The following is a 14,148-nucleotide window of genomic DNA, read 5'->3' as shown; positions in this document are numbered from 1 at the left end:
CGCAGGCCGATATAGTGTGCCGGTCCCGACTCCCGCAGGGTCAACGGAAATGCCGGACAAACCGTGCAAGACTGATCATTGTGGGTGAGATCCGGCACAAGGCACGGGCAACGGAGTTAGGGGAGGGCGCGGGTAAAGTGGCCACTAGCCTGAAACCCTTGAAGTCGCCCATTTATGAGGAGACGCCAAGGGGCCCTTATGAACCGGCCGCCGCCCTGAATCACGTAGATCCCGTGCGCTCAAACAAAACCAACGGCGTCGCCCGCAGCGCCTTTGCCCGGCCGGCCGCACGTCGCGCCAGGTGGCACCGCCCTTACGTGCTCTGCCTGATCCTTGGTGACCTGCTGTGTGCCGCGGCGGCAAGCTACACGGCCATCTCGGTTTTCGCCTCCGACCGGATCCTGTCGGGTTTCGATGACGCCCGGGTCTTCTACTTCATCGCCTACGCCGCACTGCCTCTGGGCTGGATGATCCTGCTGTGGGCCAACGGGGCCTATGACCGCCGCATCATCGGCGCCGGCACCGATGAGTTCAAACGCGTTGTGCGCACGACGATCGCCGTGGCCGCCAGCGTTGGCTTCCTGGCCTTCGGTCTGCAGAAGTCAGGTGAAGAGGGCGGCGTTTCCCGTGGTTCGGTCGCCTTCGTGGTGGTCGGCGCGATGGCTTACATCATCGCGATGCGCCTGTTCGCCAGGAAGATCCTGCATGTGATCCGCAAGCGTGGCCGTCTTGCCACGCACCGGATGCTGCTCGTCGGATCGTTGCCAGAGACGTTATTCGTCCACAAAATCGTGTCCCGCAACATCTCGACCGGGCTGATCCCGGTCGCCATTCACTTATCCGAGCACATGCCGGCCGCACGCCGGGCGCAAGCTCCCGTCCCGGTCTACTCCGGCCGCGACCTGGTCGAGCTCGTCCGGGAACTCAAGGCCGACACGATCGCCGTGTGCGGCTCGGCTGGCGGAGAGCCCGATGAGTTGCGGCGCCTGGCCTGGCAGCTCGAAGGCACTGGCATCGATCTGGTCGTCGCCCCTCAGCTCACCGATGTGGCCGGCCCGCGCGTGCACATCCGCCCGATCGAAGGCTTGCCGCTGCTGCACGTTGAGGAGCCCAAGCTTTCCGGCGTCGCGTGGCTCGCCAAGAACATGCTCGACCGGGTCGCCGCGTTCCTCGGCCTGCTCCTGCTGATCCCGGTGTTCCTGGGCATTTCGCTGGCGATCCGGCTCAACGACAGGGGTCCGGCGTTCTTCCGCCAGACCCGCGTCGGGCACGAAGGCCGCGTGTTCCGGGTGTGGAAGTTCCGCACGATGTATACGGATGCCGAAGAGCGCAAGAGCAAGCTCGCCGCAGAGAACGAAAGCGACGGCATGCTCTTCAAAATCAAGGACGACCCACGCGTCACGCCGGTGGGCCGCTTCCTGCGGGCGACCTCACTCGACGAGCTACCGCAGCTCATCAACGTGCTCAAGGGAGAGATGTCTCTCGTCGGGCCACGGCCGCTGCCGGCCGATGACGGTGACTACCTCGGTGACGTGCGCCGCCGCCTGCTCGTGCGCCCCGGCATGACGGGCCTCTGGCAGGTCTCCGGCCGCTCTGACCTCAGCTGGGATGAAGCGGTCCGCCTCGATCTTTACTACGTGGACAACTGGTCACTGGCTTACGACCTGAGCATCCTCTGGCGCACGATCGGCGTCGTTGTGGCACGTAAAGGTGCTTACTAGCTTCACCACTCCTCCACAACCTGGCACTACAGTCCAGGAACATGACAGAGCGTCGTGTCCTGGTGGTGGAAGATGATCCTGCGATCGCGGGGTCAGTGATCGCCCGGCTCAGGGCCGAAGGGTTCCTCGTCGATCACGCCGCTTCCGGGCCAGCCGCCGTTGACATGGCGTTGAGGGTGAAGCCGGATCTCATGATTCTCGACATCATGCTTCCGGGGTTCGACGGGCTGGAAGTCTGCCGTCGGGTCCAGGCGAAATATCCCGTGCCGGTGCTCATGCTGACGGCCCGTGACGACGAGAACGATCTGCTCATAGGACTGGCCGTCGGAGCCGACGACTACTTGACCAAGCCGTTCTCGCTACGGGTGCTGGCGGCCCGCGTACACGCGCTGCTGCGGCGCGCGGAACGCTCCGGCGCGCCGGAAGCCGCGATTCAGCTCGGTGACCTGGAAATCAACAAGCAGGAACGCCGGGTCAAACGCTCGGGCGAGGTCGCACACCTCACGCCCACTGAATATGACCTCCTCGTCTACCTAGCGGAACGTCACCGCAGCGTCCTGCCGCGCGAGCGTCTGCTCGCCGAGGTCTGGGGCTGGAACGAGGGTTACGGCACCAGAACCGTGGACTCGCACATCAAAGCGCTGCGCCGCAAACTAGGCGCCGATCTCATCCGCACCGTGCACGGTGTGGGCTACGCCCTGGAAGTCTCATGATCGACCGCATTCTCGACCGCCTGACGGGCCCGGTCTACTGGCTGTTAGGCCCCCTGATCGCGCTGTCGCATCGCGTGCTCGACCGGATGCCGCGCCCGCTCGATCCGTTCCGCTCGATCAAACTGAAGCTCAGCATTCTGCTCGGCATCGCTGGCTTCACCGGCATCACCGTGTTCTATCTGGGTGTCGGCTGGTTTCCCTTCCGCACAGCGATTTCCGCGGCTGTGGTTGGCGTGATCACGTTGCAGGTCCTGGCACATGGCATGACGAAACCGCTGCGCGAGATGACCGCCGCGGCCCGGGCGATGGCGCGAGGCGATTACGGCCTACGGGTGCGTGCCACCAGCCGGGACGAGGTCGGTGAGCTGGCGCGAGCCTTCAACCTGATGGCGACCGACCTCGCCGCCGCGGATCAGCAGCGGCGCGAGCTCATCGCCAACGTCTCGCATGAGCTGCGCACACCCATTACAGCCCTTCATGGGGTACTAGAAAATCTTGCCGACGGAGTGAGCGAGGCTGACCCGGCGACGCTTGAGATCGCGCTCGCGCAGACGGAACGGCTTGGCAAGCTCGTCACCGAATTACTCGAACTCTCCAAAGTGGACGCTGGGGCGATCGCCCTGAATCCGGAAAGGGTGGATGTCGCTGAGTTCTTGACCGTGGCGATTTCAGGGGCGCGCCTGAGTCATCCACAGACGACTTTCACGGTGTCGCGTGTGGATCCTGGCCTGAAAATCCAGGCGGATCCTGGCCGGTTGCATCAGGTTTTCGCCAATTTGCTAGAAAACGCGGCCCGGCATAGTCCGCAAGGTCAGCCCGTTACGGTCAGCGCAAAACGTGACTCAAACGTTACGGTCTTCGAGGTGACAGATGCCGGCTCCGGCATCCCGTCGCACGAGCGCGACCGAGTCTTTGAGCGGTTCACCCGCGGCAACGCTGGTGGCACCGATGGCGGGACAGGACTCGGCCTGGCCATCGCCCGCTGGGCGGTCGGTCTGCACCACGGAACCATCGCGGTAGTCGATACCCCCGGAAACGTCGGCTGCCGAGTTCGTGTCACCTTGCCCCACCACATAGGAGACCCCACCGATGACCACAGAAGCGCCCGAAACGGAAGCTGAAGTCCAAAAGCCAGCGCAGCTGTTCGCCCCGCTCCCCCCGCCGCCTCCCAGGTTCATGGAAACCCGGTGGAGCGGTCCTTCCTACGGCGGCGGTCCCGCCGCCTGGGGTGCGGCCCTCGCTGGAGGCATCGCCACCGCTGTGGCACTGCCGCTAACCAAGCCGGGCCTTGGCTGGCTCCTCATTGGAATCGTGATTGCCGCAGCTGTCGCTCACGCGGCCCGTTTCGGGGAGAAGCTCGAAAACCGCGCTGACCGTGCGGCCCGCATCGGCTGGACCCTGCTGGCTCTGGCGCTGCTTTCCGTGGGTGTTTTCCTCAACGCCTACTGGCTGTTCTACATCTGCGTGCTCGGAGCGATCGGCTGCGCCTCGCTGGCCGTCGCAGGCGGTCATTCCGTTCGTGCCGTGATCGTTGCGGGGGCGGCGCTTCCACTCGCGACCTTGCGCTCGATCCCCTGGCTAGCCAAGGGCGCCACCGCCTGGCAGCGCACCCGCGACAAGACCACGACCGGCGGCCGCACGCTCTGGGCCATCGTCGTGACGATCGTTTTGGTTGTCGTCTTTGGAGCGTTGCTCTCCTCGGCCGACGCCGCCTTCTCCAAGATCGTGGGCAACATCCTGCCTGACCTGAGTGCGGACACGTTCCGGCGAGCCCTGCTCTACACGCCGATCGGCATGCTCGTGACCGCTGGCGCGATCTTCATCGTCCTGGCCCCACCGAAGCTCACTGGACTGGAGCAGCCCGCGCGGCGGACCATCGGGCGGATCGAACTCATGCTGCCCCTAGGCGCCCTGATCGTCATGTTCGGCGGCTTCGTGGCGCTGCAGTTCCGCTACCTGTTCCGGCAGGAGGCTCCCGAAGGCAGCACCTTCGCTGAGTACGCGGTGTCGGGCTTCTGGCAGCTCGTGGTCGTGACTTTGCTGACGCTGCTGGTGATCGCGTGTGCCAGCCGTTGGTCAGCCAAGGAAACGGCGCAGGATCGCCTCGTCGTGCGCGTCATGCTGGGCGCCGTAGTCGTGCTCAGCCTGATCATCGTGGCTTCGGCCGCCTTCCGCATGTGGCTCTACATGGATGACCTTGGCTGGACCCGGGAACGCCTGTTCTTCGGTGCCGTCGAGCTCTACCTCGGGTTCGTGTTCCTTCTCGTGGCCTTGGCGGGCATTCAGCTCAAGGCGCCCTGGTTCCCCCGGGCGATCATCGCGAGCTTCGCCGGGCTGCTGCTGGCGATCGCCGCCGTCAACCCCGAGGCCTACATCGCTGAGCGCAACATCGCCCGCTTCGAGGACCGCAAGGACGACCCTTCGTACCTGAAGACTTTCGACCTTGGCTACCTGCAGTTCCAAACGAGCGACGCGATCGACGAGCTGATGACATTGGAGGAGCCTTACCGCTCCTGCGCACTGCGGCGGATCATCGCTCAGCTCGATACCCAACCCGACACTTGGTACTCGTGGAACGAGTCCCGCTGGCATGCCCGCAAGGTCATCGAGGACTACGGATCGCGGTACCGGCCGGACGCGTGCGCGGAATGGCATAAAATTCGCGAATCGTCGGGCTCATCGTCAACTTCCCGATGATTCGTAGGTAGGTAAGGCACGTCACCTAATAAACGTTTGAATGGCTGCCTTCTACATGATGAAATAGTTGGCATGAAGCTTTTCAAGTCCAGCCACCGCAGCCAGTCAGCCGCGCAGCTCCACCAGGAGTCCGGTGACCGGCGCCGGGCCCTCAGGTCGCGTGACGCGCTCCTGAACGACCCGATGTCGGCAGTTCTCCTGCGTTCCCTGCGCTAAACCCTTGCCCACGGCGGGTCTCACCAAGACGGTGAGGCCCGCTGTTGTCATGTGTGGGGCAGCCGGGTTTCCCTCGTTGCGGCGAGCCGGTAGGTTGGCAACGCACACGAGGAGGCCCCTGCATGTCGTCCGACCCCACGCACCCGTCCGGCTGGCCGCCACCGGCCGAGTGGAACGAGCCCGCAGAAGAGTCTGGCCAACAGCGAGCATCCGGGCTCTTCGAAGCGCCTGCGGCGCCTGATGAGTTTCCGGTCTTCACGCCATACACCCCGTCGAACGATTCGTCGTTCCCTCCGGACAGTGAGGCCTTCAGCGGCTTCCCGTCCGAACCGGAGGCGCCTAGCTGGGGCTCAACCGACTCCTACGTTCCAGCGCCGGCCGTCGTGCCGATCCCCGGCGTGCGGCACGACTCGGAGCTCTCCCCGCCAAGCTGGGAGACCTACACTTCCGCTCCCGCCGCAAGCGAGCCGTGGCAGCCGTCCGTGCCCGAACCCGAGGCTCCAAGTGGCTCCTGGTCCGCCTTCGCCGCAGGCGAGTCACCGAAACCCGCGGGCAGCCCGCCCTCGTGGCAGTCCACTCCGGAGCCTGAGCCGTCGTGGGGCAGCAGCACCCCGGCCGAGCCGCAGCCGTCGGCGTGGAAGCCAGAGCCCGAAGCCTCATCATGGACCACCGCCTCCGAGCCCGCCTCGTGGCGGTCTAGCGCCGCGGAACCAGAAGCATCCGGCTGGAAGCCGGTGTCGGAGCCAGCGGGCTGGCAACCAGCCGCCGCGGAGCCCGAGCCAGCCGCGCCGTCTTGGTCCTCCACGCCTGCCCCGGAACCTGCCGCACCGTCCTGGTCATCAACGCCTGCCCCGGAACCCGCCGCGCCTTCTTGGACCGCGCAGTCCGCTTCGGAGCCCGCTGCGTCTTCTTCGTGGCCGTCCAGCGAGCCAGCATCCAACTCGTGGTCCTCGACCCCGGCGCCCGAACCAGCGTCTAACTCCTGGTCCTCTGCGCCCGCTTCGGAACCCGCTGCGTCGTCCTCGTGGCCGTCCAGCGAGCCAGCATCCAACTCGTGGTCCTCAACGCCAGCGCCCGAACCAGCGTCTAACTCCTGGTCGTCCTCTTCGGAACCAGCCGCACCATCTTGGACCGCGCAATCCGCTTCGGAGCCTGCCGCGTCTTCTTCCTGGCCCTCCAGCGAGCCAGCTTCCAACTCGTGGTCTTCCACGCCCGCTTCGGAGCCCGCAGCGGCTTCTGCCTCTTGGTCGCCGTCCACGCCAGCCCCCGAGGCACCAGCAGCCGAAGGCGCCGCGGCGGCAGCGGCGGCCGCAGGAGCAGCGGTGGCCGCAGCGGGCACGACAACCGGACGTGTGCGTGTTGCCGCTTCCGTGCCTCCATCGAGCAGGATCGACCCCAACGAGGCGCCCGCTCCGGCGCAGCCCGCTAAGTCGTCCGGCCGTGTGTACGGATCCGCCGCAGCCCAAGTGCCGCAACAGGTTCAGCCTGTCGATAGTGTTGACGCCAACGCCGCGCCGCCAGCGACCCCAGCGCGGGCGACAGCCCGTGCGGCCGTTTCCGTTGCCCGGCCCGGCGAAGTGCCTCCGGCCCCGCCGCAGCAAGCGCCCCGATCGGCCACCGTTTACGGTTCGTCGGCCGCCGCTGCTGCTCCGGCCGAGGTGCAGCGCCAGCCAGGCCAGCCGCCTTACAGCGACTTGATCGCACCCGCGATGGTGCCTCAGCCGGTAAGCCCGCCCCCGCAGCAACAACGTCCCCCACAGCAGGGGATGCCACCTCAGGGCATGCCGCCACAGGGCATGCCTCCAGGCGGTCCTCAGGTTCCGCAGCAGCGCGTGCCGGAGGAGAAGCGGTTCGAGCAGTTCGCTCCCGAGGCGAAACCGTCCGTCGCGGCGACTCCAGAGCCGAAGCCAGAACGCAAGGGCCGGTTGATCCTGGGCGTCCTCGTCGGCTGTGTGGCCCTGCTGGCGATCGCGTTTGGCGGCCTGATCCTCGTCGACAAGCTGGTCGGTGGCGGATCGTCGTTCGCGGTTGATGACTGTCTTAAGAAGGACGCCAGCGATGCCAACGTCGCGGTTGCCGCTAGCTGCAATGAGGCCGGTGCCTTCCGGGTGACCGGGATGGTGTCGGACGCCAGGCAATGTCCTGACCCGACGCAGCCGACCGTGCAGCAGCGCAAGACCGAGATCCTGTGCCTGGCTCCCGCTAACGGGACTCCGGCTCCGGCGGGATCAACGGCTCCGACCGCCAAGCCTTCCGCCAGCACCACACCGTAAGGACTGACCGGCGCTGTGGTCCTGACCACAGCGCCGGTAATTAAGTAGTCCCACGCCGGGGGTCAGCGAAAGACTGGCGTCATGTTCCGTGATGCCCTGCCCTCCCGTCCTGAAGCTCGACGCATGCTCATCGGGACGGCCTTCTCGTCGCTGGGGCGCGGCTTCACGTTGCCATTCTTGTTCATCTACCTGACGAAGGTCCGCGACATCTCCGACGGCACGGCCGGTCTGCTGATCGGCTGGTTCGGCCTGCTCACCCTCGTCGTCGCTCCCGTGGGCGGCACCCTGATCGACCGGCTGGGCGCCCGCAAGGTCGTGCTGCCAGCGCTCGTGCTGGAGGCGGTGTCGATGGGCCTATTGGCCTTCAGCACCAGTCAGTGGCACGTGCTCGGAGCTTTGACGCTCGCCGGATTCGGTGGCAGCACGATCTGGGCCGGCCAGTCCACCATCCTCACGTCACTGACGTCTGATGCTGAGCGGCAGAAGGTCTTCGGCTTACAGTTCGCTTTGCTCAACCTGGGCATCGGTGTGGGTGCGGCGATCGCCGGCTCCATTGTGGACATTGACCGTCCCGGGACCTTCCAGCTCGTCTACCTGCTCGACATGCTGTGTTACCTAGGCCCGGTCGTCGTGCTGTTGACCCTGCCCAAGGTCGGATTGCGGTTGGTGCAGCCCACGTCAGCGCAACGTTCCAGCGGCGGCTACGCGACCGTGTTGCGCGACAAGCCATTTCGCCGTCTGCTCATGTTCAGCTTGCTGCTCACGATTTCCGGTTACGCACAGCTTGAGGTGGGCTTCTCGGGCTTCGCCCTGGACGTGATCAAGGTCGACGAAGGCGTGATCGGTTACGCGTTCACCGCGAACACGATCGTGATTGTGCTGGCCCAGCTGATCGTCATCAAGCTCCTCAAAGGACGCAGCCGGACGCTCACCCTGGCGGCCGTCGGAGCGGTCTTCGCCATGGCATGGCTCATCCTTGGCTTGGCTGGTCTCGTCAACGGAAAGAACGCTGTGCTCAGCACGGTTGGCGTCATCGCCTTCATGGCGGTCTTCGCGTTTGGTGAGACGTTCCTGTCCCCCACTCAGCCGACGATGGTCAATGCTCTCGCGACGGATGCGTTGCGCGGGCGGTACAACGCTTTGGCCGGCATGATCTGGGGCATCTCAGCGGTCGTCGCCCCCGTCAGTGCCGGGCCACTGCTGGGCATGGGTCTGGGCAGCCTGTGGATCGGCCTGGTCATCGGTGGCTGCCTTGTCGCGTCCCTCATCGCCCTGTCGCTGCGGGGACTGATCGACGCCAAGGCTGACGGCACGGCCGAATCACCCGTCCGGGAGCCGGTTGGTGCGGCCGTCTGACCCGTCATTTGAGACACTCGGTCGTGCTCAAACCTGTCGTCGCGACCCTCGCCTACGTCGTTTCACCGGACCGTCAGCAAACGTTGTTGCTGCACCGCAACAAACGCCCCGATGACATTCACTACGGGAAATACGTCGGCCTGGGCGGCCGCCTCGAGCGTGATGAACACGTGGTCGACGGTGCGGCCCGGGAAATCCGCGAGGAGTCCGGCCTCATCGCCACCGAATTCACCTTGCGGGGCACCGTTTCGTGGCCCGGGTTCGGCAAAGGTGGGCAGGACTGGTTTGGCTTCATCTTCCGCGTTGACACCTTCTCTGGAGTCGCTCACGCTGGAAACCACGAAGGGACCCTCCAGTGGGTACCCATAGAAGCTCTTGCTGATTTTCCTTTGTGGGAAAGCGACTTCCGGTGGCTGCCGATGGTGTTCGATGACGACTCGCGGCCTTTTCACGGCGTGATGCCCTATCACGAGGGCCAGATGCTGTCGTGGACTTACGCCCGCACACATTGACATCAGCTGTTACGGTGCCTCGCATGGGGAACACGGGGGTAGTGCGCGCGCTAGCGGCGTGGGTTGTGGTTGTCTTCGCCGGGATCATTGAGCTGATAGCGCTGGTCGACTGGGCTCTGGCAGCGAAGTCTTCCGACGCGCTGCATGGGATCCTCCAAGTCGCGAACCCGGGCATCTGGCTGGTGCTCCTCTTGGGAGCCGCCGTTACGCTGGGCGGCGGTGTGCGCCCGGTGATTCCTGGCCTTCGGCCCCTGGCGCTATTGGCGTTTGGCGAGTTTGGCATCCTGCTGGCATGGAACGCGATTTACGTCGCGGGCGTCTACTCGCAGCAACTCAGCGTGGAGAGTTACCCCTATGAAAGAGCCGCTTCGACCGGACTGATGGAGCCGGTCTTTCACACAGGGGTAGCCGTTCTCGCCGCAGTGGGTGTCTATTTCGCCTGGCGGCTCTACGTTGTCAACGACCCGCTCGCGCATGAATTCGACGACCTAGCCGGACAACTGGCCGAGCTCGATGATGACGAGTTCGATGAGTCAGCCGCGCAGCAGGGCGAGTCCGCCGATGAGAGCTATCCACGCTAAGGGCATCGCGAGCAAGCAGAAGCCTATGCCCAGCTTGAAGAAGTAGTTCGCCTTCGCGCCTTCCTTGGGTTGCCCGAACAGGTGCAGCGTGAGGACTCCACCGCCGAAGGCCAGCACCGGCATGGCACAAAGCGAGGTCAGCAGCGCGGAGGGACTGGTGCCGTTGCTGGCGACGAGAAGTCCACATTGGACTAACCAGCCGACTAAGCTCCAGCTGCCGTAGACGAGGCCAGCCCGCACGGCGGGCGTGGCCTTAGGAAGCAGCGGAGCGGTCAGCTGCTGTTGAATCTCACGAATGCTTGCCTCAGCTTGCAGGAGGCTGTTGCTGGCTTGGTCAAGCGCTTGGTCGCCACTAATGGAGTCAATGCCGACCTGGTTCAGTTGCTGTCCCGCTAGCCATGGCGCCGGCAGCTGAAGCTGAAAAGCCAAGGCGGACAACCTTGTCCGCTGATCGGCGAGCTGAGCCATGAGCTGCTGCAAGCGAAGGTCGCCAGTGCCCGCAAGCAGCGCTTGTGCGATGTCCACATAGGACGCGGCGCTTCGGTGCTGAGAAACCGCTGTGCCGTATGACGCTGCTGCGGTTGACATTGGCACATCCTATGCGTTTAGTGGACATCTACTGTCAGCTTCGGACACTCGCGAATGCGGACGGGTACGCCTATAGTCGCCTTCGTGACTGATCCGAACACTTTGCCAGAGCCTTATCAGTGGTCCAATCCGGGACCGGCCGAACCAGAGCAAGTGCTGGTGACGATTGGCGACATCGCCATCACCCGCACCTTCGTCATCGTTCCGGCCGGGCGCTATCCGTTGCGCGGCACGACTTGGACGGTGCAGGACTCCACCCAGGTCACTGAGACGATTTCGTCGACTGGCATGGTGCTCGGCATCGTTTGCGCGGTGCTCGGCGTTTTGCTCGCGTTCTTCACCTGCGGGCTTTCCCTGTTCCTGCTGCTTGGCTTGCTGTTCCTCATCATGAAGGACAAGAAGGTCACCGGGTTCGTCACCGTAAACGTTATGGGCGAAGGGCTTTACCACAGTTGCCAATTGGCGCCGGGTGAGCAGGCCGCGGGCTGGGCGATGTATCAGGTGAACCAGGCACGCGCCTTGGCGGCCGCTGCCTAATCTGCGAGCGTTTCGAACGCATGTTCGATAGAATGGCGATGTGTATGACATCGCTGCTTGGTGGCATGGCAAGTGGAGCGACGACCAGTTGAGCCGGCTTGCCTATCTGCGCGACGTTTACTCCCTGCCGCAAACCTCTTCCGAAGACGACACTGCCGCGATGGCTGAGGCCGAATCGCCCGTGCAGCAAAGCTCCTGAGTTCAGGCGACCATCGCCGGTGGGCATTGTCTCACCGGCGATGGGAGCGTCAGGCGCTAAGCCGGGCCGCCGCCAAATCCGATTCGGTTGCCATCCGGATCGCGGAAAGTTATTTTGCGTACCCCGTTTTCATAAGTCTCGCGATCGGACGGTTCCAAGCCCCGCTCCGCGATCTGTGCGACACGCACATCTAGGTCGTCGGTAAAGACGGTGTGATTGGCGTGCCCGGCGTGCTCGGGCTGAACCTCAATGTACACGAACCGGTGCTCGGCTAGCTCCCACACCGCTTCAATGTCGTTGGGAATAAACGATGGCGGGCCACCGAGCAGCCGCTCATACCAAGCCACAGCTTCGTTGTAGTCGCGCACAGGAATGCCCGCGAACAGATCTATGGTCATGAGGCCATGCTAGTGAGCAGGTCAGTCGCCGGTCACGCCGTCGATGAGTTCGCGGATGATGTCGGCGTGTCCGTTGTGCCGGGCATACTCCTCGATCATGCCGATCATGATGCCGCGGATGTCCATCTCCTTGCCGCGCTTGGTGACGATCGTGGCGTTCGGGTCGACGTCGGCTGTGATTCGCCGGATGCGCTCACACAAGGCCACGTAACGATCCACGTCGGCTTGCAAACCCTCGCTGCGGCTCAGATCCCAGTCCCAGTCGATTTCTTCGCCATCGTAATAGGGGTATGGCTCTTTCGATCCGGCCACACATTCCACAAACCAGTACTGCTCGATGGTGGTCAGATGCCGCATCAGGCCATGCAACGTCGTGCCCGACTCCACCGTGGGCTGCCCAGCTTGCTCCGGCGTCAGCCCTTCCATCTTCATCAATAGCGTCGCGCGGTGATAGTCCAGCCAGCTATTCAGCGCACCCAGCTCAGAGTTGATCGCAGGTGGGTCCAGCCGCTCCAGAGGAGATGTGAATTTCATGCCGATCATTCTGCGCCGGTCACCCGCACGCCCCAACCGAGTTTCAGCAGGAGTGGGTTTTGGATTCGGTGCGGTTGAACGAACTGCCGTCTTCGGCGACAAGGCTCCACGCGAACTCAACCGGGCCGGGTCCTTCGCCCGGCAGGCCACCTTTGGCGACGTTGCCGTTGATCGTCATCGGCAGGCCGGTAAGGGCACCGTTCACGTTGCGTCGCACATTTCCTTCGCGCAGCGGTTTGCTGGCCGTCGCTTCGACCACGATTTGGAACTTGCCTGGGAACATCGTGTGGCAAACGATATTCACCGTGTAAGTCGCGGTCAGTCCAGCGTTCGCGGGCCGGCTGGAGGTCTTGACCGGAGCCGGAGTCTTAGTCGTTGCCGCCGGAGACGGCGTAGGCGAGACAGTCGCGGAAGCGGACGGCGAACCGGGCGGTGAGGCTAATGACGACGGAGATTCAGAGGGCAAAGCGACGCTCGGCTGGGCGGTCTGGCCGCAGCCCGCGACCAGCGCCGAACCACAGATGAGCAAAGTCATTAGCTTTCGCACGAACGCAAACGATCGTGGCCGCTGATCCCCAGCACCATCCCCGTTTCGGCTAGAGCTGGAAGGCATTCACAAGTGGAGCGGGTGACGAGAATCGAACTCGCACTGTCAGCTTGGGAATTTCCGATCATCGCGAATGTTTTTCTGAAATACACCCCATGAGCAGCGGCGGAACAGACCGTTCGTGACTGTCTGAGGACCGGGTTACTGGCCCGCTTATGGCCCGGGGGCCGCCGCCTAGCCGTCGAGCTTTTGGCTGATCCGTTCGTAGACTTTGTACCTGGCTTCACTACCTACCAGACGGATGAATCGCTGGCGAGTGGGCAGGTGCTTTTCGGCGGTCGCGACAACCAGGCACAGCACGGCGCCGATGTTCCGTTGCCCGGTTCCCATGTAGAAGAACTGTTCCCTGACCATCATGCCGGAGGCAGTGCACGCCAAGGTCATTTTGAAGCAGTTGGGCTCACCAAACTCGGCGATATCCTCGAATGCTCCAGCGATGCTCATTCCGTCACGTGCAGCCTGTTCGGCGAGGAGCCGGGGAATCTCGGACATTCGACGATTGTATCGGTGTGGGTCCATGTGACAAGGACCTACAGATTTAGCTGATGATCTTCTTTGGACCAGGGCTTTTGTCTTTGGAGCGGGTGACGAGAATCGAACTCGCACTGTCAGCTTGGGAAGCTGATGTTCTGCCATTGAACTACACCCGCAAGGGGCACCAATGTAACACAGGCGCCCCTTTCCAGGCTTCAGACGGCGACCAGCTGCGGCCGCCTGGATCTGGCGCGCCAGCTCATCGGGGCAGCTCCAGCCGCATACCGATGAAGGAACGCAGAGTCGATCGTGAACTCGAACAGCGTCCAGTCCACGCCAGGCGCGGCGCGATGCGACCGCGCCAACGCGTCCACAACGGACACGTTGAGCACTTGACGTGCCCGCCCCGTCAGCACGCCTTCGGCGTCGGTTAGCTCGGCGGGAAACGTGTGCAGTGCGAATCGCCCGTCGCGGAACAGGTCGTCGCGTTTGGGCGAGGCGATGACGAAGCAGTAGAGGCTTTCGTCGGTGACGATCGGTGACACCGGGTGCAGCCGGGGACCCCCGTCTTGGCGGATCGTGGCCAGGTAGGCCATTCCCCGCCCGTACTGATGCAGCAGCTCGCGGATAGGTGTGGCAAGCTCCGGCGCTGCGGCCGCGAACTCACTCCAAGTTGCCATGCCCACACCCTATCGAACACACGTTCGATCAAGCCACTCGACACGCCACAAGTCGCCGAACA

At 64.0% G+C, this 14,148-nt stretch carries 18 protein-coding genes and 1 tRNA gene; 11 read left to right on the top strand and 8 right to left on the bottom strand.

Annotated features, from left to right (window positions below):
- Positions 1-215 precede the first annotated feature (215 nt).
- The 5 genes from A3E1_RS0121275 to A3E1_RS47250 all read left to right on the top strand — a co-directional run bounded on the left by A3E1_RS0121275 (position 216) and on the right by A3E1_RS47250 (position 5,347).
- Complete coding sequence (locus A3E1_RS0121275) at positions 216-1,721, top strand: sugar transferase (protein WP_051105121.1); 1,506 nt, start codon at positions 216-218, stop codon at positions 1,719-1,721.
- A 41-nt stretch (positions 1,722-1,762) separates the two neighbouring features.
- Positions 1,763-2,434: a response regulator transcription factor gene (locus A3E1_RS0121270; protein WP_020522818.1), complete on the top strand. Its 672-nt coding sequence runs from the start codon at positions 1,763-1,765 to the stop codon at positions 2,432-2,434.
- Positions 2,431-3,555: a HAMP domain-containing sensor histidine kinase gene (locus A3E1_RS0121265; protein WP_020522817.1), complete on the top strand. Its 1,125-nt coding sequence runs from the start codon at positions 2,431-2,433 to the stop codon at positions 3,553-3,555. Before A3E1_RS0121270 ends, A3E1_RS0121265 begins: the two co-directional genes overlap by 4 nt.
- The gene (locus A3E1_RS0121260; protein ID WP_020522816.1) at positions 3,524-5,131 is read left to right on the top strand and encodes a DUF4153 domain-containing protein; all 1,608 of its coding nucleotides are present in this window, start codon (positions 3,524-3,526) and stop codon (positions 5,129-5,131) included. Before A3E1_RS0121265 ends, A3E1_RS0121260 begins: the two co-directional genes overlap by 32 nt.
- A gap of 72 nt (positions 5,132-5,203) precedes the next feature.
- On the top strand, positions 5,204-5,347 hold the full coding sequence (locus A3E1_RS47250) for a hypothetical protein (protein WP_020522815.1): 144 nt from the start codon (positions 5,204-5,206) through the stop codon (positions 5,345-5,347).
- 439 nt (positions 5,348-5,786) lie between these two features.
- On the opposite strand, the gene A3E1_RS0121250 is transcribed toward A3E1_RS47250, so the two are convergent.
- A complete protein-coding gene (locus tag A3E1_RS0121250) occupies positions 5,787-6,686 on the bottom strand; it encodes a hypothetical protein (RefSeq protein ID WP_020522814.1) in 900 nt (299 codons plus the stop codon).
- On the opposite strand from A3E1_RS0121250, the gene A3E1_RS0121245 reads away from it, so the two are divergent.
- The 4 genes from A3E1_RS0121245 to A3E1_RS0121230 all read left to right on the top strand — a co-directional run bounded on the left by A3E1_RS0121245 (position 6,670) and on the right by A3E1_RS0121230 (position 10,069).
- On the top strand, positions 6,670-7,620 hold the full coding sequence (locus A3E1_RS0121245; RefSeq protein ID WP_026208676.1) for a hypothetical protein: 951 nt from the start codon (positions 6,670-6,672) through the stop codon (positions 7,618-7,620). The genes A3E1_RS0121250 and A3E1_RS0121245 overlap by 17 nt on opposite strands.
- A gap of 123 nt (positions 7,621-7,743) precedes the next feature.
- Positions 7,744-8,976: an MFS transporter gene (locus A3E1_RS0121240; RefSeq protein WP_020522812.1), complete on the top strand. Its 1,233-nt coding sequence runs from the start codon at positions 7,744-7,746 to the stop codon at positions 8,974-8,976.
- Positions 8,977-8,999: 23 nt separating this feature from the next.
- Complete coding sequence (locus A3E1_RS0121235; RefSeq protein ID WP_020522811.1) at positions 9,000-9,488, top strand: NUDIX hydrolase; 489 nt, start codon at positions 9,000-9,002, stop codon at positions 9,486-9,488.
- A 23-nt stretch (positions 9,489-9,511) separates the two neighbouring features.
- On the top strand, positions 9,512-10,069 hold the full coding sequence (locus A3E1_RS0121230) for a hypothetical protein (RefSeq protein WP_020522810.1): 558 nt from the start codon (positions 9,512-9,514) through the stop codon (positions 10,067-10,069).
- Here the strand turns inward: A3E1_RS0121230 and A3E1_RS0121225 are convergent.
- Complete coding sequence (locus A3E1_RS0121225; RefSeq protein ID WP_020522809.1) at positions 10,022-10,657, bottom strand: hypothetical protein; 636 nt, start codon at positions 10,655-10,657, stop codon at positions 10,022-10,024. The genes A3E1_RS0121230 and A3E1_RS0121225 overlap by 48 nt on opposite strands.
- Positions 10,658-10,741: 84 nt before the next feature.
- On the opposite strand from A3E1_RS0121225, the gene A3E1_RS41320 reads away from it, so the two are divergent.
- Together A3E1_RS41320 and A3E1_RS47245 are read left to right on the top strand one after the other, a co-directional pair.
- On the top strand, positions 10,742-11,194 hold the full coding sequence (locus tag A3E1_RS41320; protein WP_020522808.1) for a hypothetical protein: 453 nt from the start codon (positions 10,742-10,744) through the stop codon (positions 11,192-11,194).
- A gap of 40 nt (positions 11,195-11,234) precedes the next feature.
- Complete coding sequence (locus tag A3E1_RS47245; RefSeq protein WP_020522807.1) at positions 11,235-11,393, top strand: hypothetical protein; 159 nt, start codon at positions 11,235-11,237, stop codon at positions 11,391-11,393.
- Positions 11,394-11,449: 56 nt separating this feature from the next.
- On the opposite strand, the gene A3E1_RS0121210 is transcribed toward A3E1_RS47245, so the two are convergent.
- From A3E1_RS0121210 to A3E1_RS41315, 6 genes are all read right to left on the bottom strand, one after another.
- On the bottom strand, positions 11,450-11,791 hold the full coding sequence (locus tag A3E1_RS0121210; RefSeq protein WP_020522806.1) for a VOC family protein: 342 nt from the start codon (positions 11,789-11,791) through the stop codon (positions 11,450-11,452).
- Between the two features lie 21 nt (positions 11,792-11,812).
- Positions 11,813-12,325, bottom strand: coding sequence for a DinB family protein (locus tag A3E1_RS0121205; RefSeq protein ID WP_026208673.1), 513 nt, complete (start codon positions 12,323-12,325; stop codon positions 11,813-11,815).
- A gap of 43 nt (positions 12,326-12,368) precedes the next feature.
- Positions 12,369-12,872: a hypothetical protein gene (locus tag A3E1_RS47240; protein WP_157631650.1), complete on the bottom strand. Its 504-nt coding sequence runs from the start codon at positions 12,870-12,872 to the stop codon at positions 12,369-12,371.
- A 234-nt stretch (positions 12,873-13,106) separates the two neighbouring features.
- Complete coding sequence (locus A3E1_RS0121190) at positions 13,107-13,424, bottom strand: hypothetical protein (RefSeq protein WP_020522802.1); 318 nt, start codon at positions 13,422-13,424, stop codon at positions 13,107-13,109.
- An 84-nt stretch (positions 13,425-13,508) separates the two neighbouring features.
- Positions 13,509-13,582, bottom strand: a tRNA-Gly gene (locus A3E1_RS0121185).
- A gap of 39 nt (positions 13,583-13,621) precedes the next feature.
- Complete coding sequence (locus A3E1_RS41315; RefSeq protein WP_020522801.1) at positions 13,622-14,086, bottom strand: hypothetical protein; 465 nt, start codon at positions 14,084-14,086, stop codon at positions 13,622-13,624.
- Positions 14,087-14,148: the final 62 nt, after the last annotated feature.

This window comes from Catelliglobosispora koreensis DSM 44566, from assembly GCF_000379685.1.
Classification (GTDB): Bacteria; Actinomycetota; Actinomycetes; order Mycobacteriales; family Micromonosporaceae; genus Catelliglobosispora; species Catelliglobosispora koreensis.
This window is presented reverse-complemented; position numbering and strand designations above follow the sequence as displayed.

Excerpts from the sequence above, each read along its gene's own strand:
- A3E1_RS0121210 (WP_020522806.1), bottom strand. The coding sequence starts at position 11,791 with ATGACCATAGATCTGTTCGCGGGCATTCCTGTGCGCGACTACAACGAA.
- A3E1_RS0121190 (WP_020522802.1), bottom strand. The coding sequence starts at position 13,424 with ATGTCCGAGATTCCCCGGCTCCTCGCCGAACAGGCTGCACGTGACGGA.
- A3E1_RS41315 (WP_020522801.1), bottom strand. The coding sequence starts at position 14,086 with ATGGCAACTTGGAGTGAGTTCGCGGCCGCAGCGCCGGAGCTTGCCACA.
- A3E1_RS0121270 (WP_020522818.1), top strand. The coding sequence starts at position 1,763 with ATGACAGAGCGTCGTGTCCTGGTGGTGGAAGATGATCCTGCGATCGCG.
- A3E1_RS0121260 (WP_020522816.1), top strand. The coding sequence starts at position 3,524 with ATGACCACAGAAGCGCCCGAAACGGAAGCTGAAGTCCAAAAGCCAGCG.
- A3E1_RS0121240 (WP_020522812.1), top strand. The coding sequence starts at position 7,744 with ATGCTCATCGGGACGGCCTTCTCGTCGCTGGGGCGCGGCTTCACGTTG.
- A3E1_RS0121205 (WP_026208673.1), bottom strand. The coding sequence starts at position 12,325 with ATGAAATTCACATCTCCTCTGGAGCGGCTGGACCCACCTGCGATCAAC.
- A3E1_RS47250 (WP_020522815.1), top strand. The coding sequence starts at position 5,204 with ATGAAGCTTTTCAAGTCCAGCCACCGCAGCCAGTCAGCCGCGCAGCTC.
- A3E1_RS0121225 (WP_020522809.1), bottom strand. The coding sequence starts at position 10,657 with ATGTCAACCGCAGCAGCGTCATACGGCACAGCGGTTTCTCAGCACCGA.
- A3E1_RS0121230 (WP_020522810.1), top strand. The coding sequence starts at position 9,512 with ATGGGGAACACGGGGGTAGTGCGCGCGCTAGCGGCGTGGGTTGTGGTT.
- A3E1_RS0121265 (WP_020522817.1), top strand. The coding sequence starts at position 2,431 with ATGATCGACCGCATTCTCGACCGCCTGACGGGCCCGGTCTACTGGCTG.